Source organism: Streptomyces sp. NBC_00083, assembly GCF_026343295.1.
In the GTDB taxonomy this organism is placed as follows: Bacteria; Actinomycetota; Actinomycetes; order Streptomycetales; family Streptomycetaceae; genus Streptomyces.
This window is the reverse complement of sequence record NZ_JAPELY010000002.1, coordinates 128,737-152,218: the sequence shown is the minus strand read 5'-3', so window position 1 is coordinate 152,218 and position 23,482 is coordinate 128,737. Positions and strand designations below refer to the sequence as shown.

General features: G+C 72.2%; 18 protein-coding genes. 10 read left to right on the top strand and 8 right to left on the bottom strand.

Going from position 1 to position 23,482, the window contains the following annotated elements; translation table 11 throughout:
• The first annotated feature begins 189 nt into the window (after window positions 1-189).
• The 4 genes from OOJ98_RS17095 (at window position 190) to OOJ98_RS17080 (ending at window position 6,200) form a co-directional block, all read left to right on the top strand.
• Entirely contained in the window at window positions 190-849 is a 660-nt protein-coding gene (locus tag OOJ98_RS17095) for a response regulator transcription factor (protein WP_323177927.1), read from the top strand.
• 330 nt (window positions 850-1,179) lie between these two features.
• Window positions 1,180-3,117 carry a 2-oxoacid:acceptor oxidoreductase subunit alpha gene (locus OOJ98_RS17090; RefSeq protein WP_267055772.1) on the top strand — a complete coding sequence of 646 codons (1,938 nt, stop codon included), beginning with the start codon at window positions 1,180-1,182 and terminating at the stop codon, window positions 3,115-3,117.
• A complete protein-coding gene (locus OOJ98_RS17085; protein WP_267055771.1) occupies window positions 3,110-4,174 on the top strand; it encodes a 2-oxoacid:ferredoxin oxidoreductase subunit beta in 1,065 nt (354 codons plus the stop codon). Before OOJ98_RS17090 ends, OOJ98_RS17085 begins: the two co-directional genes overlap by 8 nt.
• Window positions 4,175-4,250: 76 nt before the next feature.
• On the top strand, window positions 4,251-6,200 hold the full coding sequence (locus OOJ98_RS17080) for an APC family permease (protein WP_267055770.1): 1,950 nt from the start codon (window positions 4,251-4,253) through the stop codon (window positions 6,198-6,200).
• Window positions 6,201-6,234: 34 nt separating this feature from the next.
• Here OOJ98_RS17080 and OOJ98_RS17075 read toward each other — a convergent pair whose 3' ends face one another.
• On the bottom strand, window positions 6,235-6,648 hold the full coding sequence (locus OOJ98_RS17075) for a helix-turn-helix domain-containing protein (protein ID WP_267055769.1): 414 nt from the start codon (window positions 6,646-6,648) through the stop codon (window positions 6,235-6,237).
• A gap of 102 nt (window positions 6,649-6,750) precedes the next feature.
• Here OOJ98_RS17075 and OOJ98_RS17070 point away from each other — a divergent pair, with 102 nt between their 5' ends.
• The 4 genes from OOJ98_RS17070 to OOJ98_RS17055 all read left to right on the top strand — a co-directional run bounded on the left by OOJ98_RS17070 (window position 6,751) and on the right by OOJ98_RS17055 (window position 11,678).
• Window positions 6,751-7,608, top strand: a complete 858-nt coding sequence (locus OOJ98_RS17070; RefSeq protein WP_267055768.1) for an SDR family oxidoreductase — start codon at window positions 6,751-6,753, stop codon at window positions 7,606-7,608.
• A 104-nt stretch (window positions 7,609-7,712) separates the two neighbouring features.
• Window positions 7,713-8,732 carry an EamA family transporter RarD gene (gene rarD, locus OOJ98_RS17065; RefSeq protein ID WP_267055767.1) on the top strand — a complete coding sequence of 340 codons (1,020 nt, stop codon included), beginning with the start codon at window positions 7,713-7,715 and terminating at the stop codon, window positions 8,730-8,732.
• A 459-nt stretch (window positions 8,733-9,191) separates the two neighbouring features.
• Window positions 9,192-10,868, top strand: a complete 1,677-nt coding sequence (gene abc-f, locus OOJ98_RS17060) for a ribosomal protection-like ABC-F family protein (protein WP_267055766.1) — start codon at window positions 9,192-9,194, stop codon at window positions 10,866-10,868.
• Between the two features lie 234 nt (window positions 10,869-11,102).
• Window positions 11,103-11,678 (top strand): flavodoxin family protein, encoded by a 576-nt coding sequence (locus OOJ98_RS17055; protein WP_267055765.1) that lies wholly within the window; start codon window positions 11,103-11,105, stop codon window positions 11,676-11,678.
• On the opposite strand, the gene OOJ98_RS17050 is transcribed toward OOJ98_RS17055, so the two are convergent.
• From OOJ98_RS17050 to OOJ98_RS17030, 5 genes are all read right to left on the bottom strand, one after another.
• A complete protein-coding gene (locus OOJ98_RS17050; RefSeq protein WP_267055764.1) occupies window positions 11,644-12,249 on the bottom strand; it encodes a TetR/AcrR family transcriptional regulator in 606 nt (201 codons plus the stop codon). The genes OOJ98_RS17055 and OOJ98_RS17050 overlap by 35 nt on opposite strands.
• Window positions 12,250-12,393: 144 nt before the next feature.
• A complete protein-coding gene (locus OOJ98_RS17045) occupies window positions 12,394-13,296 on the bottom strand; it encodes an ABC transporter permease (protein WP_267055763.1) in 903 nt (300 codons plus the stop codon).
• Window positions 13,283-14,233, bottom strand: coding sequence for an ABC transporter ATP-binding protein (locus OOJ98_RS17040; protein ID WP_267055762.1), 951 nt, complete (start codon window positions 14,231-14,233; stop codon window positions 13,283-13,285). The genes OOJ98_RS17045 and OOJ98_RS17040 overlap by 14 nt, the downstream gene beginning before the upstream one ends.
• A 119-nt stretch (window positions 14,234-14,352) precedes the next feature.
• Window positions 14,353-15,585 (bottom strand): DUF2092 domain-containing protein, encoded by a 1,233-nt coding sequence (locus OOJ98_RS17035; protein WP_267055761.1) that lies wholly within the window; start codon window positions 15,583-15,585, stop codon window positions 14,353-14,355.
• Between the two features lie 222 nt (window positions 15,586-15,807).
• Window positions 15,808-16,818 carry a polyprenyl synthetase family protein gene (locus OOJ98_RS17030; RefSeq protein WP_267055760.1) on the bottom strand — a complete coding sequence of 337 codons (1,011 nt, stop codon included), beginning with the start codon at window positions 16,816-16,818 and terminating at the stop codon, window positions 15,808-15,810.
• Between the two features lie 178 nt (window positions 16,819-16,996).
• On the opposite strand from OOJ98_RS17030, the gene OOJ98_RS17025 reads away from it, so the two are divergent.
• Both OOJ98_RS17025 and OOJ98_RS17020 read left to right on the top strand, forming a co-directional pair.
• Window positions 16,997-18,508, top strand: a complete 1,512-nt coding sequence (locus tag OOJ98_RS17025; RefSeq protein WP_267055759.1) for a peptide MFS transporter — start codon at window positions 16,997-16,999, stop codon at window positions 18,506-18,508.
• 38 nt (window positions 18,509-18,546) lie between these two features.
• A complete protein-coding gene (locus tag OOJ98_RS17020; protein ID WP_267055758.1) occupies window positions 18,547-20,547 on the top strand; it encodes a CocE/NonD family hydrolase in 2,001 nt (666 codons plus the stop codon).
• Between the two features lie 420 nt (window positions 20,548-20,967).
• Here OOJ98_RS17020 and OOJ98_RS17015 read toward each other — a convergent pair whose 3' ends face one another.
• Entirely contained in the window at window positions 20,968-22,182 is a 1,215-nt protein-coding gene (locus OOJ98_RS17015) for an FAD-dependent oxidoreductase (protein ID WP_267055757.1), read from the bottom strand.
• Window positions 22,183-22,232: 50 nt separating this feature from the next.
• Window positions 22,233-23,474 (bottom strand): ATP-grasp domain-containing protein, encoded by a 1,242-nt coding sequence (locus OOJ98_RS17010; protein ID WP_267055756.1) that lies wholly within the window; start codon window positions 23,472-23,474, stop codon window positions 22,233-22,235.
• Between the last annotated feature and the right edge of the window lie 8 nt (window positions 23,475-23,482).

Genomic DNA, 23,482 nt, shown 5'->3' with positions numbered 1-23,482 from the left:
GACGCGACCCCCGGCCCCCAAACACGGGGCCGGGGGTTTTTGCCTGGCGGGGGCGGATTCTTGGCCGGATGCTGGGATGCTGGGTGGGCACAACGCCATGGCTCGCACCGAGCCGTGGGGCGGGCCCCCGAGGGAGCCCGCCCGAAGAGGCAACGGAGCGCGGGGGGCTGCAAAGTCGTGGAGGACAGGGTGCGGGTGGTCATCGCCGAGGATTCGGTGCTGCTCAGGGAGGGCCTGACCCGGCTGCTGACCGACCGGGGACATGACGTCGTCGCGGGAGTGGGCGACGGGGACGCGCTGGTCAAGACGGTGGGGGAGCTGGCGGACGCGGGAACACCGCCCGACGTGGTGGTGGCGGACGTACGGATGCCGCCGACCCACACCGACGAGGGGGTGCGGGCCGCGGTGCTGCTGCGCGCGCGGTACCCGGGGATCGGGGTGCTGGTGCTCAGCCAGTACGTGGAGGAGCAGTACGCGACGGAGCTGCTCGCCGGGTCGAGCCGTGGCGTCGGCTATCTCCTGAAGGACCGGGTCGCCGATGTGCGGGAGTTCGTCGAGGCCGTGGTGCGGGTCGCCCGGGGCGGTACGGCGCTCGACCCCGAGGTGGTGGCCCAGCTCCTCGGGCGCAGCCGCAAGCAGGACGTGCTGGCCCATCTGACGCCGCGTGAGCGGGAGGTGCTCGGCCTGATGGCGGAGGGCCGCACCAACTCCGCGATCGCCAAGCAACTGGTCGTCAGCGACGGCGCCGTCGAGAAGCACGTCAGCAACATCTTCCTGAAGCTCGGGCTCTCGCCGAGCGTCGGGGACCACCGGCGGGTCCTCGCGGTCCTGACGTACATCAACTCATGACGGCCCGCCGCCCTGTCGGGGATCGAGCGGGACCCTGCCGCCGGGGGCGAAAGTCGGTCACCGGGCCGGATCGGGCCACCCTTCGCGGGGGCTCCCGGCGCGGTGCGGCCCGGCGGGCCCCCCGAGCAACCTGCGGGGACACCCCGGGCGTCTGAGCAGAAGGGTCCGGGGGCGAGCAGAGCGTGGCAGTTCAGGGCAGTGAGGCGTCTCAAAAGAGCGTCCAAGATGTGAGCGGTCCAGGGAAGGCCACCCTTACCGACGTAGGGTGGGCCTTGGCGCTACCGGTCGGCCGGATGCGCCCGAGCAGCCGCCCGAGGGAGGTCCAGTTCAGTGACCAGCCAGGTCAGTAGCCCAGCCGAGCAGGCCGACGGAGCCGATGAGGCCCTCGTCGGGGAGCAGCGCAGGCCCGCCGGTGAGAAGGAAGTCCGGCGCCTCGACCGCGTCATCATCCGCTTCGCGGGTGACTCGGGCGACGGCATGCAGCTCACCGGCGACCGGTTCACTTCGGAGACGGCGTCGTTCGGCAACGACTTGTCGACGCTGCCCAACTTCCCGGCCGAGATCCGGGCACCTGCCGGAACGCTGCCGGGCGTCTCCAGTTTCCAGCTCCACTTCGCGGACCACGACATCCTCACGCCGGGCGACGCGCCCAACGTGCTGGTGGCGATGAACCCGGCGGCGCTGAAGGCGAACCTGGCGGACGTGCCGCGCGGCGCCGACATCATCGTCAACACGGACGAGTTCGCGAAGCGCGCGATGGCCAAGGTCGGGTACGACACCTCCCCGCTGGAGGACGGCTCGCTCGACGCGTACAACGTGCACCCGGTGCCGCTGACGACGCTGACGGTCGAGGCGCTCAAGGAGTTCGGGCTCTCCCGCAAGGAGGCCGAGCGCTCGAAGAACATGTTCGCGCTCGGTCTGCTCTCGTGGATGTACCACCGGCCCACGGAGGGCACCGAGAAGTTCCTGCGGTCCAAGTTCGCGAAGAAGCCGGCGATCGCCGAGGCCAACGTGGCGGCGTTCCGCGCCGGGTGGAACTTCGGTGAGACCACCGAGGACTTCGCCGTCTCCTACGAGGTCGCGCCGGCCACCACGGCCTTCCCCGCCGGAACGTACCGCAACATTTCGGGCAACCTGGCCCTCTCGTACGGTCTGATCGCGGCCGGGCAGCAGGCGGACCTGCCGCTCTACCTGGGCTCGTACCCGATCACGCCGGCCTCCGACATCCTGCACGAGCTGTCGCGCCACAAGAACTTCGGCGTGCGCACCTTCCAGGCGGAGGACGAGATCGCGGGCATCGGCGCCGCCCTCGGTGCGGCGTTCGGCGGCTCGCTCGCCGTCACCACCACCTCCGGCCCCGGCGTCGCCCTGAAGTCCGAGGCGATCGGTCTCGCGGTCTCGCTCGAACTGCCGCTGCTCATCGTGGACATCCAGCGCGGCGGCCCCTCCACGGGCCTGCCGACCAAGACCGAGCAGGCCGACCTGTTGCAGGCGATGTACGGCCGCAACGGCGAGGCCCCCGTGCCGATCGTGGCGCCGAAGACGCCCGCCGACTGTTTCGACGCGGCGATGGACGCGGCGCGCATCGCGCTGGCCTACCGCACCCCGGTCTTCCTGCTCTCGGACGGCTACCTGGCCAACGGCTCCGAGCCGTGGCGGGTGCCCGAGACCGATGAACTCCCGGACCTGCGCGTGCAGTTCGCCTCCGGCCCCAACCACACGCTGGCCGACGGCACCGAGGTGTTCTGGCCCTACAAGCGCGACCCCCAGACCCTGGCCCGCCCCTGGGCGGTCCCGGGCACGCCGGGTCTCGAACACCGCATCGGCGGCATCGAGAAGCAGGACGGCACGGGCAACATCTCCTACGACCCGGCCAACCACGACTTCATGGTCCGCATCCGCCAGGCCAAGATCGACGGCATCGAGGTGCCCGACCTGACGGTGGACGACCCCGACGGCGCCCGCACGCTCGTGCTCGGCTGGGGCTCCACCTACGGCCCCATCACCGCCGCCGTACGCAGGCTGCGCGCCCAGGGCGAGCCCATCGCCCAGGCCCACCTGCGGCACATCAACCCCTTCCCGAAGAACCTCGGCGAGATCCTGGCCGGCTACGACAAGATCGTCGTGCCGGAGATGAACCTCGGTCAGCTCGCCACCCTGATCCGCGCCAAGTTCCTGGTCGACGCGCACTCCTACAACCAGGTCAACGGCATGCCGTTCAAGGCGGAACAGCTCGCCACCGCGCTCAAGGAGGCCATCCATGCCTGACGCTCTCAGCAACGAGCTCCTGCAGCTGGTCCCCAGGGCCGAGGGCAAGCAGTCCATGAAGGACTTCAAGTCCGACCAGGAAGTGCGCTGGTGCCCCGGCTGCGGCGACTACGCGATCCTGGCCGCCGTGCAGGGCTTCATGCCCGAGCTCGGCCTGGCCAAGGAGAACATCGTCTTCGTCTCGGGCATCGGCTGCTCGTCGCGCTTCCCGTACTACATGAACACGTACGGGATGCACTCCATCCACGGCCGCGCCCCGGCGATCGCGACCGGACTCGCCTCCTCGCGGCGGGACTTGAGCGTGTGGGTGGTGACCGGTGACGGCGACGCGCTCTCCATCGGCGGCAACCACCTGATCCACGCGCTGCGCCGCAACGTCAACCTCAAGATCCTGCTGTTCAACAACCGGATCTACGGTCTGACCAAGGGCCAGTACTCCCCGACCTCCGAGGTCGGCAAGATCACCAAGTCGACTCCGATGGGGTCGCTCGACTCCCCGTTCAACCCGGTGTCGCTGGCGATCGGCGCCGAGGCCTCGTTCGTCGCGCGCACCGTCGACTCCGACCGCAAGCACCTCACCGAGGTGCTGCGCCAGGCCGCCGAGCACCCGGGCACCGCGCTGGTGGAGATCTACCAGAACTGCAACATCTTCAACGACGGCGCCTTCGAGGTCCTCAAGGACAAGGAGCAGGCGGAGGAGGCCGTGATCCGCCTGGAGCACGGGCAGCCGATCCGCTTCGGCGCCGACGCCGCCAAGGGCGTGGTCCGCGATCCGGCCACCGGAGACCTCAAGGTCGTTCCGGTCACGCCGGAGAACGAGGCGGAGATCCTGGTCCACGACGCGCACACCGCGTCGCCGACCACGGCGTTCGCGCTCTCCCGCCTCGCCGACCCGGACACCCTGCACCACACCCCGATCGGCGTCTTCCGCTCGGTGGACCGGCCGGTCTACGACACCCTGATGGCCGACCAGCTCGACACGGCCATCGAGCAGAACGGCAAGGGCGACCTGGGCGCGCTGCTCGCGGGCAAGGACACCTGGACCGTCGTCGGCTGATCCAGTGGCATGAGCGCCGGGTGCCCGGCCGGGGAGTCTGCGCGGACCCCGGGCCCGGCACCCGTACTCATGGGGCATGGACCGTCTCGCCTACCGCGTCAAGCGGCGCCTGCTCGGCAGGCCCCTCACCACGGAACGCGCCGGCGAAGAGAGGCTGAGCAACCGCACGGCGCTCGGCGTGCTGGCGTCCGACTGCATCAGTTCGTCCGCGTACGGCTCCGAGGAAATGCTCCGGGTGCTGGTCCCGGTGGCGGGGGCCGCCGCGTTCTCCCTGCTCATGCCGGTGACCGGGGCGATCCTCCTCGTCCTGCTCCTGCTGACGCTCTGCTACAGCGATGTCGTCATGATCTACACCCGGGCCGGCGGCTCCTACGTCGTGGCCCGCGAGAACTTCGGCCCGACCGTCGCCCAGATCGCCGCGGTCGCCCTGCTCGTCGACTACATCGTGACCGTCGCCGTCCAGGTGTCGGCCGGCACCAACGCGATCGTCTCCCTCGCCCACCTGGTCGGCGGCGGGCCGACCGCGATGGACCACCTCCAACTCCCGCTCTCCGTCGCGGTGATCCTGGTCCTCGCGTACGGGAACCTGCGCGGCCTGCGCGAGGCGGGGCGGCTGTTCGCACTGCCCGCGTACCTCTTCATGGCGGCCGTGGGCCTGATGCTCGCCGTCTCCGCCGTACGCGGCCTCGCCGGCGGGCTGCCCCGGGCCGACCTGCACGCGGCGGGTGTGGTCCCGATCGGCGCCGCAGGCAACGGCTGGCTGTACGGGGCGTCGCTCTTCATCGTGCTGCGCGCCTTCGCCAACGGCGGCTCCTCGCTGACCGGCCTGGAGGCGATCTCCAACGGCGTCTCGGTGTTCCGCGACCCCCAGGGCCGCAACGCGCGGCGCACCCTCGTCACCATGAGCTGTGTCCTGGGCGGCCTGGTCCTCGGCGTGTCCACGCTCGCCCACTTCACCCACGCGGTCCCCTACGCGGACGGCACTCCGACCGTGATCGCACAGGAGGCCCACTTCGCCTTCGGGGGCGGGGCGTTGGGGACGGTGGGCCTGGTCTTCGTGCAGCTGGCGACGGCCCTCGTGCTCTACACGGGCGCCAACACCCCGTTCACCGGCTTCCCGTTCCTCGCCAGCTTCGTCGCCGAGGACCGCTTCCTGCCGCGGGTGCTGACCCGGCGCGGCCACCGGCTCGCCTTCTCCAACGGCATCATCGCGCTCACCGTCGTCTCCCTCGCCCTGCTCGTGGCGACCGGCGCCAACGTGGACAGGCTGGTGGCGCTGTACGCGATCGGCGTGTTCACGGCGTTCACGATGGCCGGGGCGGGGCTGACGGCGTACCACTGGCGGCGGCGCGAGCGGCACCGGCGGCTCAAGCTCGCCGTCAACGCGGTCGCGGCCGTGGTCTCTGCCGTCGTCGTCGTGATCTTCGCCGTCACCAAGTTCACCGAGGGCGCCTGGCTGGTGGTGGTGGTCTTCCCGCTCGGCGTGTGGGCGCTGACCCGGATCAACCGCGAGTACCGGCGCGAGGCCGCGGCGCTCGCCACGGTGCAGGCGCCCGGCGCGGACCTGCCGCGGCCGGGGCGGCGCATGGTGCTCGTCCTCGTGGAGACGCTCGACCTCGCCACCCTCAAGGCGCTGCGGTACGCGCACGAGCTGCGGCCAGACGAGATCAGGGCCGTCCACTTCGCGATCGACGAGCCGCGGGCGCGCGACCTCGCGGCGGCCTGGGAGGCGACGGCGGCGACCTCGGTCCCGCTGCACCTCAGCGCGTGTCCCGACCGTCGGCTGCGGCACGCCATGGTGGAGCTGGCGGGGCGCACCACCGAGGACGGCACGACGTCCCTGACGGTCCTGGTCCCCCGGCGCCTCTACGGCAACGCGCTGGGCAAGGTGCTGCACCGGGGCACGGCCGAACAGATGGCGAAGTCCCTGGAACACCTTCCGTCCGTCGTGGTGACGATCCTGCCCTTCGACGTCTCGCGCGCCCTGCGCCTCCTGGAGTCCGGGCAGGCCCCGCAGCCGGACTGACCCGCGGGCGGGGATCCGGCCGCCTCGCGCGCGGCTACGCGGAAGCGCGCTCCCGGGCCGCGTCATAGGCGGCCCGCGCCCGCTGCACGTCGTCCATCCGCACCCCGGTCCAGCGCGCCAGCGCCCGTACCTGCTCGGCGGCCTCGCGGCCGAGCGGGGTGAGCGAGTAGTCGACGCGGGGCGGGATGACCGGCTTGGCGTCGCGGTGCACGAAGCCGTCGCGCTCCAGCGTCTGCAAGGTCTGGGCCAGCATCTTCTCGCTGACCTTGCCCGGCGCGCTCACCTTGCCGATCTCGCGGCGCAGCTCGCTGAAGCGGTACGAGCGGTCCAGGAGCGCGTCCAGGACCAGGACGCCCCACCGGCTCGTGACGTGCTCCAGCACGAGCCGGTGCGGACACATGCTCTCGCGCCGGGACCGGTCGTCCCCGCTTCGCTCACTTACTGTCATGCCAGTACCTTACTTCAAAGTGGGTACTTTCCAGAAGTTAGCACTAACCCTAGGATGGCAGAGCAACCACGAACGACCTTCCCACTTCCCCAGGAGACCGCCATGAGCATCGTGATCACCGGAGCCACCGGAGCGCTGGGCACCCTCGTCGTCGAGGAGCTGCTCGCCCGGGTACCGGCGGGCGAGATCGTCGCCGTCGTACGCGACAAGGAGAAGGCGGCCGGACTCGCCGCGCGCGGTGTCGAGCTGCGGGTGGCCGACTACAGCGAGCCCGCCACGCTGGCCGGCGCCTTCCGGTCCGGCGACCGGGTCCTGCTGATCTCGGGCAGCGAGGTCGGGCGGCGGGTGCCGCAGCACACGGCGGTGATCGAGGCGGCGAAGGCCGCGGGCGTGGCCCAGCTCGCCTACACCGGCATCCTGGGCGGCCCCGACGCCGACTTCGCACTGGCGGAGGAGCACAAGGCGACCGAACGGTTGATCCTCGCGTCGGGCCTGCCGTACACGTTCCTGCGCAACGGCTGGTACACCGAGAACTACACGGCCAACCTCGCCCCGGTCCTCGCGCACGGCGCGGTCGTCTCCAACGCGGGCGAAGGCCGGGTCGCCTCGGCGGCCCGCGCGGACTACGCCGCCGCGGCGGCGGTGGTGCTGACCGAGGACGGTCACCTGGGCCGGGCGTACGAGCTGAGCGGCGACACGGCGTGGTCCTTCGCCGAGTACGCGGCGGAGGTCGCCACCGCGTCGGGCCGGACGGTCGTCCACACTCCGGTCGCGCCCGAGGCCCACGCGGCGGTGCTGACCGGCGCGGGCGTGCCGGCCCCGGTCGCGGAACTCCTGGTCGACGTCGACCACGCCATAGAGCGGGGCCGCCTCGCCGCCACCCCGGGCGACCTCGCCCGCCTGATCGGCCGCCCGACGACTCCGCTGGCCACGTCGGTCCGCACGGCGCTCGCCGCGTGAGCGGCTGACCCCGGCCCGTCAGGACCGTATCGCGGTACGGACATGACACCACTCCCTGTTCGGCGCTACCTTCGCTGGATCGAGCGCGCGCACAGGGAGGGCCAGTGGCCGAGGAACCAGCCGGGCAGCACAAGGCCGGCCTGCTGTACGGAATCGGCGCGTACGGGATGTGGGGGCTCGTCCCCCTGTTCTGGCCGCTCCTCGAACCCGCCGACGCCCTGGAGATCCTGGCCCACCGCATGGTGTGGTCCCTCGGCCTCGTCGCCGTCGTCCTGATCGCGCTGCGCCGCTGGGCCTGGCTCGGCGAGCTGGTGCGCACGCCGCGCAAGCTGGGGCTCATAGCCGTCGCCGCCGTGGTGATCACCGTCAACTGGGGTGTCTACATCTGGTCGGTCAACTCCGGCCATGTGGTGGAGGCGTCGCTCGGCTACTTCATCAACCCGCTCGTCACCATCGCGATGGGCGTGCTGATCCTCAAGGAGCGGCTGCGGCGGGCCCAGTGGGCGGCGGTCGGGATCGGCGTGGCGGCCGTCGTGGTCCTGACGATGGGCTACGGGCAGCCGCCGTGGATCTCGCTCACGCTGGCGTTCTCGTTCGCGACGTACGGCCTGGTGAAGAAGCAGGTGAACCTCGGCGGGCTCGAATCGCTGGCCGCCGAGACCGCCGTGCAGTTCCTGCCCGCGCTCGGCTACTTGCTGTGGCTCGGCCACGAGGGCCGCGCCACCTTCGCGAGCCACGGCCCGGGGCACGCGGCGCTGCTCGCCGCGACGGGCGTGGTGACCGCGATCCCGCTGGTCTGCTTCGGCGGCGCGGCGATCCGGGTGCCGCTCTCCACGCTCGGCCTGCTCCAGTATCTGGCGCCGGTCTTCCAACTCCTGCTGGGCATCGTGTACTTCCACGAGGAGATGCCGCCGGAGCGCTGGGCGGGCTTCGCCCTGGTGTGGCTCGCCCTGACCCTGCTGACCTGGGACGCCCTCCACACCGCCCGCCTCTCCCGCCGCGCCCTCGCGGCAGCGGTCGCCAACGCGCCGGGCACGGCGGGCGCCCGAAACCTGATCACCCCGCCGACCACACAGCCGCGGCCCCCCTCCACCCCGAGAACCCCACCGACCCCGGCGCCCTGACCACCACGCCGAGCCCCGGGCAACCCCGCCCCGCCTGCGGACCGCGCCCGCGCCTCACGCAGTTCCCCGCGCCCCTAGGCGGGGGTCAACCTTGGCAGCATGCCCAGCGCTGACACCCCCAGCCTGTCCGGCTGCTCGACTCCGGCCCATGCGGGCCACCTGAGCCCGTCCGGCGATAGAGGACGAGCGCCCTTCAGGCGCGAACCGGGGTCTGGGGCGGAGCCCCAGGACACCCCGCCTTCGGGTGCGGACCGTGTCGGGGCGGGGCCCGGGGAAAAGGTTGCGACAGGGGCGGGGTGTCCGGGCTAGCCTGGGCTCATGCCCACGTACTCGTACTACTTCTTCCGCTGACCCCCGCGGCAGCGCCCGGCGGTGCCGGTCCCGCGCTGCCCCCTGCCGTGAGGCAGCAGCCAGGAGTCAGGAAGAAGAACCCGTACCGAGTACCCCAGGGGATCCCCCATGCGCTCACGCGCCCATCACCCGTCCCAGCTGACGCTCAGCGACGTCAGCAAGAGCTACGGCGACCGCACCGTCCTCGACGCCGTGTCGTTCACGGTCCGCCCCGGCGAGAAGGCCGCCGTCATCGGCGAGAACGGTTCCGGCAAGTCGACCCTGCTGCGGCTGCTCGCCGGCGCCGAGCGGCCCGACACCGGTGAGGTCACCGCCGTCTTCCCGGGCGGCACCGGCCACCTCGCCCAGACCCTCGCGCTCGCCCCCGACCGCACCGTCCAGGACGCCGTGGACCTGGCGCTGGCCGACCTGCGTGCCCTCGAAGCGGAGATCCGCGCGGCGGAGACCCGCCTCGCCGACGCGTCGGAGGCCGAACTCACCGCGTACGGCGACCTGTTGAGCGCGTACGAGGAGCGCGACGGCTACCGCGCCGACACCCGCACCGACGCCGCGATGCACGCGCTCGGCCTCGCCCATGTGACCCGCGACCGCACCCTCGGCTCGCTCTCCGGCGGCGAGCGGTCCCGGCTGGCGCTGGCCTGCGTGCTGGCCGCAGCCCCCGAGCTGCTGCTGCTCGACGAGCCGACCAACCACCTCGACCGCGAGGCCGTCGACTGGCTGGCCGGTCAACTCCGGGCCCACCACGGCACGTTGGTGGTGGTCACCCACGACCGCGCCTTCCTCGAACGCGTCTCCACGACGATCCTGGAGGTGGACCGTGAGCTGCGGACGGTCGTCCGGTACGGCGACGGCTGGGCCGGCTACCGCACCGCGCGGGCCGCGGCGCGCCGCGGCCGGGAGCTGGCGTACCAGGAGTGGGTCGAGGAGCTGGCCCGCACCCGCGAGCTGGTCGAGGCGGCGGCCCGGCGGCTCGCATCCGCGGGCAAGGACCCGGGGCAGGGCTTCGGCAAGCACCGCCGCTCCTCGGAGGCAAAGCTGTCGGGGCAGGTCAGGGCGGCCAGGACCCGCCTGGATCAACTGGAGCGGGAGCCGGTAGCGGCCCCGCCCCCGCCCCTGCGTTTCCAGGCCCGCCTCACCACCGCGGCACCCACCGCGGAGACCACCACGGCACCCACCGCGCAAGGCCCGCTCGTCGAGCTGACGGCGGTGCGGGTGGGCGCCCGGCTCGACGTGCCCGCCCTGACGGTCGGGCCGGGGCAGCGCCTCCTCGTCTCGGGCCCCAACGGCGCCGGCAAGACCACCCTGCTGCGCGTCCTCGCCGGCGACCTCACCCCGGACACCGGCACGGTCCGCCGGACGAGCCGCCATATCGCCTATCTCGCACAGGAGTTGGAGCACACGCCGGGTTCCGCGCGGGGCCGCGAACCACACCCCGTCCCCCTCCTCGCCGCCTACGCCGCCGGACGCCCCGGCCACCCCGAGGAGTACGCCGACGAGCTGCTCGCCCTCGGGCTGTTCCGCGAGGAGGACCTGGCGGTGCCGGTCGCGGCGCTCTCCGTCGGCCAGCGGCGGCGGCTCGAACTGGCCCGCCTCGTGACGCGCCCCGCCGACCTCCTCGTACTGGACGAGCCGACCAACCACGTCTCGCTCGCCCTGGTCGAGGAGGTGGAGGAGGCCCTGGCCGGCTACGCGGGCGCGGTCGTCGTGGTCTCGCACGACGAACGATTCCGGTCGTCCTTCACCGGCGACCGACTGGATCTCCGCTCGGGGACCCCGGTGAGCTGACCCGACCCCGACCCCGACCCCGACCCCAACCCAGACCCAGACCCCACCCGCGCCCGCGCCCGCGAACCCTGGCGCGCCGCGCCCGACTCCGCCTCCCCATCTCTCCGCGCCATCAGGCGAGTTGAGCCCACACCGAGGGACCGTCAACCGCTCCCGGAGAATCATGCATGTGCATATACTGCATGTGCATGATTCTCCGGGCCCCGACCGGCCCGGTCACAGACGGAGGGGACCATGGCCCGCGATTTCCTTTTCCTGCTCGGCAGCACCCGCGGCGGCGGCAACACCGAGGCGCTCGCGCGGCACGCCGCCGAGCAGTTGCCCGCCGGTGACACCGCGCGCTGGCTCAGCCTCGTCGACCTCGAACTCCCGCCGTTCCGCGACATCCGGCACGGCGAGGACCCGGTACCGCCCGCGCCCACCGGCGACGCGGCGAGACTTCTGGACGCGACCCTGGCCGCCACCGACCTGGTGATCGCCTCGCCCCTGTACTGGTACAGCGTCTCGGCTCCGGTCAAGCACTACCTCGACCACTGGGTGACCTGGCTCTCCCGCCCCGAGCTGGACTTCAAGCAGCGCATGACGGGCCGCACCCTGTGGGGTGTGAGCGTGCTCGCCGGGGCCGACCACTCCGCCGCCGACCCCCTGGTGGACACCCTGCGGCGCTCGGCCACGTACCTGGGCATGCGCTGGGGCGGCGCGCTCCTCGGCACCGGCACCGAACCCGGCGACATCGAGGGCGACTTGGACGCCGTCGCCCAGGCCAAGACGTTCTTCAGCGCGACGCCGGCGCCCGCAACGCCCGCATGACATGGGCCACGATCTCCTCCACCCGCTCCGGCGAAGGGAGCGGGCGGCGCAGCGCGTGGCGGTAGTAGAGCGGGCCGTAGAGCAGTTCGACGGCGAGCGGCAGATCCGCGTCCGGGGGCAGCTGGCCCTGCTCCTGGGCGCGGCGCATGCGTGCGTGGACCAGCGCGACGCGGGGGATGACGAACTGCTCGTTGACCGTCCTGGCCAGCCGCTCGTCGTGCAGCACCTCGGAGAGGATCCCGGTGTACGCGGGTCCCGCCACGGGCGCGCTGAACAGCTGCACCAGGCTGCCGATGTGGGTGCTCAGATCGGCGTCGATGTCCCCGGTGTCGGGGAACGGCGTGTCGCTGACCACGAGTTCGGTCACCGCGTCGAGCAGGACCGCGCCCTTCGTCGGCCACCAGCGGTAGATCGTCTTCTTGCTCACCCCGGCACGCGCCGCGATGGCCTCGATGGTGACCTTGCCGTACCCGTTCTCCGTGCACAGTTCGAGCGCGGCCGACAACGTCGCACGACGCGACTTCTCGCTGCGCCGCCGTGAGCTCGGGGCTGACTCGGACGGGGTGATCATGTCCTCACTCTACGAGCAGGCACGGAACCGGATTGACACCAGAACGCGCGGCTCCAACAATGACACGGGAAACGGAACGTGTCGTGTCGAGCCGTCACGGGGGTGGGCTCGACGCGACCGTACCGCTTTCCCTTCCACCCGGTGTCACGCGGTGATGTCCTTCGTGGTGAAGCGGGCCCACGCCGCCGAGCCGAAGACCGCGACGTACAGCGCCTGGAGCTCGAAGTTCTTCACCAGCTGGTCCCAGTAGACGGGCTCGCGCAGCACGTCCGCGAAGGACAGCCAGTAGTGCGGGAACAGATACGGCCCCATCGCGTGCAACTGCGGTATCTGGCCCAGGATCTGGACCGTGACGAGCAGCCCGACGGTCGAGGCCATCGCGGCGATCCCGCTACTGGTCAGCGTCGAGACGAACAGGCCGAGCGCCGCCATTCCGGATAGCGAGACGGCGACCACCCCGGCGACCGCCGCCGCCCGCAGCAGCCCGTCCGCGAAGGAGATCTGCGTACCGGAGATGGTCGTGACGTCGCCGAGCGGGAAGAGCAGGAGGCCGACCGCGAGCGCGGACGCGGCCACCACCAGCGTCGCCGTCAGACAGAACACCAGTACCGAGGCGTACTTGGCGAGCAGCAGCCGGGTGCGCCCGGCCGGGGCGACCAGCAGATAGCGCAGGGTGCCCGAGCCGGCCTCGCCCGCCACCGCGTCGCCCGCCACCACGCCGACCGCCATCGGCAGGAAGACCGGCAGGGTGGCCGCGAGCGCGGCGAAGACCAGGAAGAGCCCGTTGTTGGTGATCTGGGAGACGAAGGCCGGGCCCTCGCCGCCCCTGCCGCCGCCCCCGCCGTCGCCCGTCTCGATCCGCACCGCGATACCGATGAGGACCGGCACGGCGGCGAGCACCGCGAGCAGGGCGAGCGTGCGCCAGCGGCGCAGCACGGTGACGATCTCGGAGCGGAAGAGGCCGAGCGACCACAGGACGCCCGGCTTCCGGGCCGGCGCCGTGTCCGGCGCCCGGTCCGCCACTTCCGCGGTCTCAGCCCGCGACATCGAAGCCCTCCCCGGTCAGTGCGACGAACGCGTCCTCCAGGGAGGCCCGCTCGGCCACGAATCCGCGCACCCGCACCCCGGCCCGGACGAGCCCGGCGTTGATGTCCGCCAACTCGACGTCATCCAGCGGGAGTTCACCCGTGACGCGGTCCTCTCTGGCGACGGTGACATCGGCGATCCCGCGCTCCTTGAGGAGGCGGGCCGCCGCGCCGGTGTCCGGGGTGGTCACCGCGAGCCGGCCGCGGGCGCTCGCCGCGAGCTCGGCCACCTCGCCCTGGACGACGAGCCGGCCCTGGTTCATCACCGCGGCGTGCGAGCAGACCTGCTCGATCTCGTCGAGCAGGTGCGAGGAGAGGAAGACGGTCGTCCCGTCGTCGGCCAACTCCCTTATCAGGGAGCGGATTTCGCGCATCCCCTGGGGGTCGAGCCCGTTGGTCGGCTCGTCGAGGACGAGCAGCTCCCTGCGCTGGAGCAGCGCGGACGCCAGGCCGAGGCGCTGCTTCATGCCCAGGGAGTACGCCCGTGCCTTCTTGCCGGCCGCGACGGTGAGGCCCACCCGGTCGAGCGCGGCGGCCACCCGGGCGGTGCGGCTGCGCGGGTCGGCCGTGGGATCGGCCGCGTCGTAGCGCAGCAGATTGTCGCGGCCCGACAGGAAGGGGTAGAGGGCCGGGCCCTCGATGAGGGCGCCGACCCGGGGCAGCACGGTGCGGGCCGCGCGCGGCATGGGGCTGTCCAGGACCCGCGCGGTGCCCGCCGTCGGCTCGATGAGCCCCATCAGCATGCGGATGGTGGTGGTCTTGCCGGACCCGTTGGGGCCGAGGAAACCGAAGACGCTGCCGCGGGGCACGGTGAGGTCGAGCCCCTCCACGGCCAGCTGGCCGCCGCGGAACCGCTTGCTCAGCCCCCGCGTCTCGATGACCGCCGAACTGTTGCCCACCCGCGCCCCTTTCCGGGCCGGAGGCCGAGCCCCCTGGTCCCCGGAGGGGCCGGACCGGGCCGGGGGAGGAAACCGGAGCCCCGGCTCCCCTCCCCCAACCCGCCTTCCCCCCGTGCCCGTTACTTGTTGGAGTTGGCCGCCGCGATCAGCGCGTCCTTGGTCACGGCACCCACGTACACCTTGCCGTTGTCCGTGATCAAGGCGTTGACCACGCGGGTCTTGAAGACCGTGCCCGTGCCGAACGGGCCGGACGCCTTGTCGCCGAGGGAGTCGAGGAACTTCTGGGCGTCGCCGCCGCCCTTGCCCTGCTCCGCCTTCGGCATGCCCTTGCCGCCGGTGTCGAACGTGGCGATGGCGGTCCAGCCCTCGCCGATCACCTTGGTGTTCTTGCCGTCGCCCAGGCCGCCGAGCCCGCCGGGCAGGCTCTGCTCGGGCTTGAAGCTCTGCTTCTGCTTGCCGTCGTCCTCGGTGACCTTCGCGCCCTTGGGCGGGGTGAAGGCGAAGGTGCTCGCGGACGGCTTGGAGAAGTCGACCTTGGTGAAGCCCGCGTCGACCACGGCCTTGCCGCCCGCGCTCGACGAGAGCGTGACCTTCAGCGGCACGCCCGTCTTGGCGTCGACGGCGATGCGCACCGACCCGATCGTCGAACCGGACTGCTTGGGCTTGATCAGGAGCTGGTACGCGTCGTGCCCGGCCACCTGCGCCGTGCCGTCGACCGAGACCGCGGTGGTCGGGTCGACGTTCTTCAGGAACTGGTCGGCGATCGCCTTCGGCGTGGTCGGAACGCCCGCGTCCGGCGTCTTGCCGCCGTGCGCCCGGCCGCCGTGCTCCTTCGCCCCGTCGGCCGCGGAGTGCTGCGCGTGATAGGCCTGGTTGGAGCCGCTGTCGTACGCCCAGACGTCGTCGCCGTTGTGGATGAGGCTGTACTCGGCCGCGTCCTCCAGGATCGACACCTTCTGGCGGTCGGGGCCGTCGGCCGCGACGCGCAGGGTGTGGGTGCCGGACGCCAGCTCGGTGAGCTTGTCCTGCGGTGCGGCCGACTTGCCGGAGCCGCCGGCCTTGGGGACCAACGAGCCGAGGCTGTCCAGGCCGGGCAGGCCCAGGTCGGTGGTGATCTTCACCGTGCCGGAGAGCTGCTGGGTGTCCGACGCGGCGATCTTCTCGATGAGCTGCTGTGCGCTGATCTTCGGCAGACTGGGGTCACCGGCCGCGGCGAGTGCCGGGACCAGTCCGATGGTCGCGGCCGCCACGCCCGCTACCGCGACCGGGACGATGTAGCGCGCCGCCTTTCGGCGCCCGGCGCCGGGCTCCTGGCCCTCGTCGGTGGCCTGTGCGCTGTCGTTCGGTGCCATGTGTGCCCTACCTCCGTGGTCGGCGGCGTCCGTCCGTCGTGCTCAGTTCCACCCCGCGCCGCCATTCTCACCCGAATTGGTCAGGAGTGGTGATATCCATTCGACCAAAATGCACGGCCCCGCGCGTCAGCCCCCAGGAGCAACCCGGCGTACCTCTCTGGGATGACGGAACCCCGAGACCGGGGCCCCGTCCCGTAGGGGGCGGCGGCCGCCCCCGTCGGGTCAGCCGGCGCGGTGCACGACCGCGTCGCAGAGCTCTTCCAGCGCGGACTTCGCATACCCCGAGGGCAGCGGCGCGAGGGTGGCCCTCGCCTCCTCCGCGTACCGCACGGTGTCCTTGCGCGCCTGTTCGAGCGCCGGGTGGACGCGCAGCCGGCGCAGCGCCTCCGCGTGCCGGGCGTCGTCGCTGAGGTCGCCGTCGAGCAGCGCCACGAGCTCCAGGTCCTCGGGGAGGCCGTCCTTGGCGGCGCGGGCCCGCAGATGCAGGACCGGCAGCGTGGGGATGCCCTCGCGCAGGTCGGTGCCCGGGGTCTTGCCGGACTCGTGGGAGTCGCTTGCGATGTCCAGGACGTCGTCGGCGAGCTGGAAGGCGGTGCCCAGGCGCTCGCCGTACTGCGTGAGGATGTCGACGACCGACTCGTCGGCGCCGGACATCATCGCGCCGAACCGGCCGGAGACCGCGACGAGCGAGCCGGTCTTGCCGGCCAGCACGTCGAGGTAGTGGTCGACCGGGTCGCGCCCGTCGCGGGGGCCCGCGGTCTCCAGGATCTGTCCCGTGACGAGCCGTTCGAACGCCTCGGCCTGAATGCGTACGGCCTCGGGGCCGAGATCCGCCAGTATGTGCGACGCGCGCGCGAAGAGAAAATCACCCGTCAGGACCGCGACGGAGTTGCCCCAGCGGGTGTTGGCGCTGTCCACGCCGCGCCGCACATCGGCCTCGTCCATCACGTCGTCGTGGTACAGCGTCGCGAGGTGGGTGAGCTCGACGACCACGGCCGAGGGCACGACGCCGGGCGAGTAGGGATCACCGAACTGGGCGGCCAGCATCACGATCAACGGACGGAACCGCTTGCCACCTGCACGGATGAGGTGTTGCGCGGCCTCCGTGATGAACGGGACCTCGCTCTTGGTGGCATCGAGCAGCCCCGCCTCGACAGCTGCCAATCCGGTCTGGACATCGGCTTCAAGTGCCTGGTCCCGCACGCTCAGCCCGAACGGCCCGACGACGGTCACGAGGGGTACTCCTGTCTGCTGACGATCACACGGATTGTCGATGTGTCGCTGCCTTCACTCAAGTCAGCGTATCGGGTCGCTGTTCGATCACCATGGGCGCCTTCCCGTCACCGCCCGCGCACAGTCCCCCGTACCCCGGTATGTTCTTGATCAGCTCATACGATCAGGAGTGGAGCTTTTGTCCGAGACCATGGCTGAGACCCCCGAAGAACCGGCCGCGGAACAGCCGCCGCCCGAGGACGATCATGCCCTTTTCGGCCAGCCCCGCGGCCTCGTCACCCTCTCCGGCCTGGAGGTCTGGGAGCGATTCTCGTTCCTCGGCATGCAGGCAATCCTCGTCCTGTACTTCGCCGACTCGGTCGCCCACGGCGGCATGGGCATGGCCGCCGGCACCGCGGCCTCGGTCTCGGCCGCGTACGGCACCCTGGTCTATCTGGTCTCGGTGGGAGGCGGCTGGCTCGCCGACCGCATCCTCGGCTCCTACCGCGCGGTCCTGTACGGCGGCGTCCTCATCGCCTGCGGCCACTACGCGATGGCCGTGCCCGCCCCGGCCGCGACCTGGGCCGGGCTCGGCCTGATCAGCGCGGGGACCGGCCTGCTCAAGCCCAATGTGGCCACCATGGTCGGCAAGCTCTACCGCACCGACGACGAGCGGCGCGACGCCGGCTTCGCCCTCTACTACATGGGCATCAACATCGGCGCCTTCCTCGGCCCGCTGATCACCGGCTGGCTCGGCGACCACAAGGGCTGGCACTGGGGCTTCTCGGCCGCCGCGATCGGCATGACGTTCGGCCTGATCCAGTACGTGCTCGGCCGGCGCCACCTGGCCGGACGCAAGCACGCGGCCGAATTCGCCCTGCCGCCCGAGGGCATGCGGCGCGCGGTCCGCCTGATGGTCCTCGGCGCGGTGATCGTGGCCGCGCTCGCCGTGCTGCTCTCCCTCGGCGGCTGGCTCACGATGGGCCGCTTCGTCGACCTGCTCACCCTGATCTCGGTGATCGCACCGATCGTCTACTTCGCGGTGATGTTCGCGAGCCCCCGCGTGAGCGCCGAGGAACGCGGCCGCCTGCGGCCCTACGTGGTCCTGTTCCTCGCCTCGGTCGCGTTCAACTTCATCCTGTTCCAGGCGTACTCGACGATGATGCTGCTCGCCTCCACCAACGCCGAGACGACCATCCTCGGCTTCCACTTCCCGGCCAGCTGGTACGCCTCCGCGCTCGGCGCGTTCGAGGTGGCGCTCGCGCCGGTGGTGGCCGCCGTGTGGGCCCGCATGGGCCCGCGCCAGCCGCACGCCTCCAACAAGATCGCCTTCGGTGTGATCCTGGGCGGCCTGTCGTTCCTGCTGATGGTCCTGCCGACGTCGGGCCACGCCACCGACACCTACAAGATGGCGGCCTGGTGGATCGTCGGCTCGTACCTGCTGCTCGGGCTCGGCGACATCCTGCTCGAAACCTCCGGCATGTCGGCCACCACCAAGCTCGCCCCGCGGGCCTTCGCCAGCCAGACGATGTCGCTCTGGTTCCTCTCCCTCGCGCTCGCCAACGGCATCCAGGCGCAGACCGTGAAGGTGTACGGAAAGGTCTCCAATCCGGCGTACTTCGGCGTCAACGGCGCCATCGCGGTGCTCGTCGGCATCGCCGTGATCGTCGCCGCCCCCTGGCTCAAGCGCACCATGCACCCCGTCCACTGAGTCCCGAGCACGCACCCCGCTCCCCCGAGGTCGCCGCCATGCACATCCGCACCGCATTCCCGTACGAGACACAGCGCGAGGATGTCCGGATCCCGCTCCCGGACGGCACCCTGCTGTACGCGCGCGTCTGGCGCCCGGTCGGCGAGGAGCCCGTCCCGGCGCTCCTCGAATACCTTCCGTACCGCCTCACCGACTGGACGGCGCCGCGCGACTGGCAGCGCCACCCCTGGTACGCGGGGCACGGCTACGCCTCGGTCCGCGTCGATGTGCGCGGGCACGGCTGCTCCGAGGGGCTGCCGGGCGACGAGTACGACGCGACGGAGCTGGCCGACGGGGTCGCGGTCGTCAACTGGCTGGCGCGGCAGCCCTGGTGCACCGGCAAGGTCGGCATGTTCGGCATCTCGTGGGGCGGCTTCAACAGCCTCCAGATCGCCGCCCTCGCGCCCGAACCGCTCAAGGCGATCGTGACGGTCTGCTCAGCCGACGACCGCTACGACAACGACGTGCACTACATGGGCGGTTCGGTGCTCGCCGTCGACATGCACGCCTGGGCGGCGACGATGCTGGCCTTCGTCTCGCGCCCGCCGGACCCCCTCTTCGTCGGGGAAAAATGGCGCGAAATGTGGCTGGAACGACTCGAAGCGGTGGAGCCGTTCATCCACACCTGGCTCGCCCACCAGACCCGGGACGCCTACTGGAAGCACGGCAGCGTCTGCGAGGACTACGGAGCGATCGACGCGGCCGTCCTCGCGGTGGGCGGCTGGCACGACCCGTACCGCGACACGGTCCTGCGCCTGGTGGAGCACCTCCCGGCGGACCGGGTACGCGGCCTCATCGGCCCCTGGTCGCACCAGTACCCGGACCGCGGTCTGCCGCCCGGCCCCGCCATCGGCTTCCTCCAGGAGACCCTGCGCTGGTGGGACCACCACCTCAAGGGCGAGGAGACGGGGGTGATGAAGGAGCCCCTGCTGCGCTCCTGGATCAGCGAGTCGCACCCGCCGGCCACGGTCTACGCGGAGCTGCCGGGCCGCTGGGTCGGCGACCCCGCCTGGCCCTCTCCGCACGTCACCCCGGTGTCGTACGCGCTGGGCGGCGAGCCCGTGCGGGTGCGCTCGCCGCAGCACACCGGGCTCGACGCCGGCCGCTTCTTCCCCTTCGGCAACGACGCGGATCTGCCTCCGGACCAGCGCGCCGAGGACGCCCACTCGGCCGCCTTCGACTTCCCGGTCCCGGCGGACTCCGGTCCGCTGGAAATCCTGGGCCGGCCCCGCGTGACCCTGCGTCTGCGCATGGACGTGCCCTTCGGCCAGGCGATCGCGCGCCTCTGCGACGTGGCGCCGGACGGCTCGTCGACGCTGGTGACGCGGGGCGTGCTCAACCTCTCCGCCCGCCACGGCCGGGACCGGGCCGAGGCGTGGCCGCTCGGCGCGATGGAGGACGTGGTGTTCTCCCTGAACGGCATCGGACACGCCTTCCCTCCGGGCCACCGCATCCGGCTCGCGGTCTCCTCCGCGTACTGGCCGTGGATCTGGCCGCAGGCCGACTCGGTGGGCTTCACCCTCGACCCGGCGGGCTCCGCCCTCGAACTCCCGCTGCGTGAGCGGACGTCGGACGACACGATCGCCTTCGCGGACCCCGAGCAGTCCGAGCCGCTCGGCGTCTCCTACCCGGCCCCGCTCGACGAGCCCCGTCCCGAACGGCTCGTTGTACGCGACGTGGCGAAGGGCGAGTGGCGCCTGGAAGTCGACCCGCGGTACGGCGGGACCCGGGTCTACCCGGACGGCCTCGAATTCTCGGAGGACGCGAAGGAGACGTACGTCATCGAGTCGGACGACCCGCTGTCCGCGCGGACGCGCTCGGAGTGGCGGGTCCGGCTGCACCGGCCGGAGCTGGGGTGGGACGTGAGCGTGGAGACGCGGTCGGAGATCACGTGTGATGCGGCGGATTTCGTGACGTCGGACGAGGTGGTGTGCCGCGAGGGCGACGAAGTCGTCTTCCACCGCACCTGGCAACGCCGAATCCCCCGCCACACGGGCTGACCCGGGACCGGCCCCGGGCGCCCCACCGGGCGCGAACGGTCCACGCCGGGTGCCCTACCAGGGGCACGGGGCTGTGCCATTTGCGCGGCTCCGCCGCGGCGGGCGCGGGCCGCGGGCGTCGACGCCGGGTGCCCTACTTTTAGGGGCGCGGGGAACTGCGCGGGTGCCCCAGCACGGTCTGCTGACGAAGGCCGGGGTTGCTGGGGCTCCGCCCCAGGCCCCGGGGGATGCCCCACCCCGCCCCTTCCCGAAACCCTCCGGGGGTTGTGGACGGCTGAGGTTCAGGAGCCTGGGGCTCCGCCCCAGACCCCGTTCGCGCCTGAAGGGCGCTCGTCCTCAAACGCCGGACCGGCTGAGGATGCCGCAGCTGGGCACCCTGCCAAGGGCAACCCGCCCAGGGGCGCGGGGAACTGCGCGGGGTCATGCGCGGGAGAGGGCCGCGGCCAGGCGAGGGGAGGCGTACCGCGTGCCGCAGACGAAGCGCATCAGCGGCCCGAAGGAGGACGCCGCGGGCAACCCCGTGAAGTACAGCCCCCGCACGGCCGACTGGAAGCCCGCGTCGAGAACGGGCGCCCCCCGCGACACGACGAGCCCCGTCCGCACGCCGTCCCCCAGGAAGGACAGCGCCGCCACGTCCATGCGGTACCCCGTCGCCGCCATGACGTGATCCGCCGCGAGCTCCCGCCCCGCCCCCGCCCCGCCGCTCAGCGTGAGCACCGGCCGGCCCGACTCCACCCGGGCCCGGACGATCCGCCGCCCGTCGGTCACCGCGACCCGCCCGGTGAAGCGCTCGCGCAGCCACCACGCGCCCAGCGGGCCCAGCACGTTGCGCACCAGGTAGTGCCGGGCCGCCGGCGGCAGGTGGCGCACGTGGGTCGCGTGGTACGAAAGTGCGTACAGCGACCACGCCTTGCCGAAGGGGGAGTCGGGACTGAAGCGGGGCTGCCGGTCCGGCGGCACGCCGAAGCCGACCGCGCCCGCCCGCCGCGCCACGACCCGCACGCTCGCCCCCGCCTCCGCCATCAACACCGCGTTCTCCAGCGCCGATTGGCCCGCCCCAACCACCAGCACCTCGCGCCCCGCGAAGCCCGACAGGTCGCGGTGCTGGGCGGCGTGCGAGACGGGCCCCGACGCGGACGGGCCGTCGGGTATCGCGGCGGCCAGTTCCCGCGGCAGCCGGGCGAGCCCCGAGAGCCCGGTGGCCACGACGACCGCCCGCGCCTCGAAGCTCTCCCCCGAGTCCAGCTTCAGGGCGAAGCCGCCGCCCCGCGCCCGGTCCACCGAGACGACCCCGACCTGCTCCAGATCGGGGAACAGTTTCGCGGCGAACCACTGCCCGTACGCGGCGAAGTCCTCGACCGGGATGAGGTCCCACTCCGATTCGAGGCGCCGCGCACCGGTCTCCGCGCAGAAGTCGAGCAGCCCGAGGCCCCGCTGCGGCGCGTCGATGACGGAGGCGACCGGCGTCGACTTGAGGATCATCCCCGCCGGCATGTGCGCGCGCCAGCTCACCATGGGCGAGCCGAAGACACGGACCGGGACGCCCCGGGCCCGCAGATGCGCGGCGGCCGACAGACCGTAGGGCCCCGCCCCGATGACCACCACCGGACGTGCCGTCGTACTCGCAGTACTCACTCGCGATCCCTTCTCGCTGACGGGAGTTCGAAGCCGCGCTACCCGCCGGTTCAGGTACGGCGCGAGCCCTGCCAGAGCCGGTACAGATGCCGGGCCCCGGGCCGTGCGAAGCGGGCCAGCATCGTGACGAAGGGACGGATGTCGTCCCGCGCGATCCAGGCGAGCTCGGTGCCGGCCGGGCGCTCGGGCGCGTGCGGCGTGGTGTAGCCGCCGCGTCGGTAGGCGAGCAGCGCGGGCAGGTCGATGTTCTCGACCACGTAGCGGTGCCCGGCCCGCTGTTCGCCCTCGGGCACCCGGCGCCCCGTGAGGTGGAGGTGCTGGGCGCGGACCACGTCGACGCCGGCCTCGCTCTCGAAGAGGCGGAACTGGGCGCCCATGCGCGGATTGAAGTCGAGGAGCTTGTACCGGCCGTCGCGCCGGTCGAAGCGCAAATCGAGGTCGACGATGCCGCTGAAGCCGATGCGCTTCACGAACTGTTCGGCGAGAGCGGCGAGCTCGGGGTTGTCCACGACGTACGCGGTGGCCGTCATCCCCGCGTGCGGCGGCCAGGACCGCACCTTCACCCCGGTGAAGAGCGCGAGCGGCGTGGAGTTCTCGTCGAAGTAGGCGTGCACGATCCAGTCCTCGGCCTGTTCGCGCGGCAGGTACTCCTGGAGGATCACGCCCGGCCGCTCGCCCCAGCGGCGGGCCAGCGCGAGCAGATGCCCGCGGTCGTCGACCCGGGTCGTGCCGGCCACCGCGGGACGGCGGCGCCGCACGAACGCCTCCCGGTTCTTGGCCACCACCGGGAAGAGCGCGTGTTCGGCGAAGTCCGCGACATCGGCGTACGTCTCGGGGAACGCGGCCGCCGGGGACGGCACGCCGTGCTCCACGCACAGCTCGTGCAGCCCCTGCTTGCTGGCCAGGCGGCGGGGCAACTCCGGCGCCACGGACGGGAAGAGGAAGTGCTCGGCGAGCTCCTTCTGGTGCTCGGCGATCAGCACCGCGGCCTCTTCGTCGGTGGGGATCAGGACGGACGGGCGCCCGATCCGCCGCCCGACCGCGAGCAGCCCGTCGAGCAGCGCGGCCGGTTCCTCGGTCCCGGTCGTCGGCCAGGCGAAGGCGCGCGTGAGGTAGCGGGAGTGGGCCGCGGGCGTCCACCGGTCCTCGGTGATCGCGTACATCGGCACACCCAGTCTGCCGAGACTGCGGATGGCGCCGACCCCGCCGTGGTGCAGCGGATAGTTCCCGAACTTCACGATCAGTCCGGGTACGTCCCGGTCCACCCTGAACAGCACGCCACTGCCCGCCACCGGCCCCC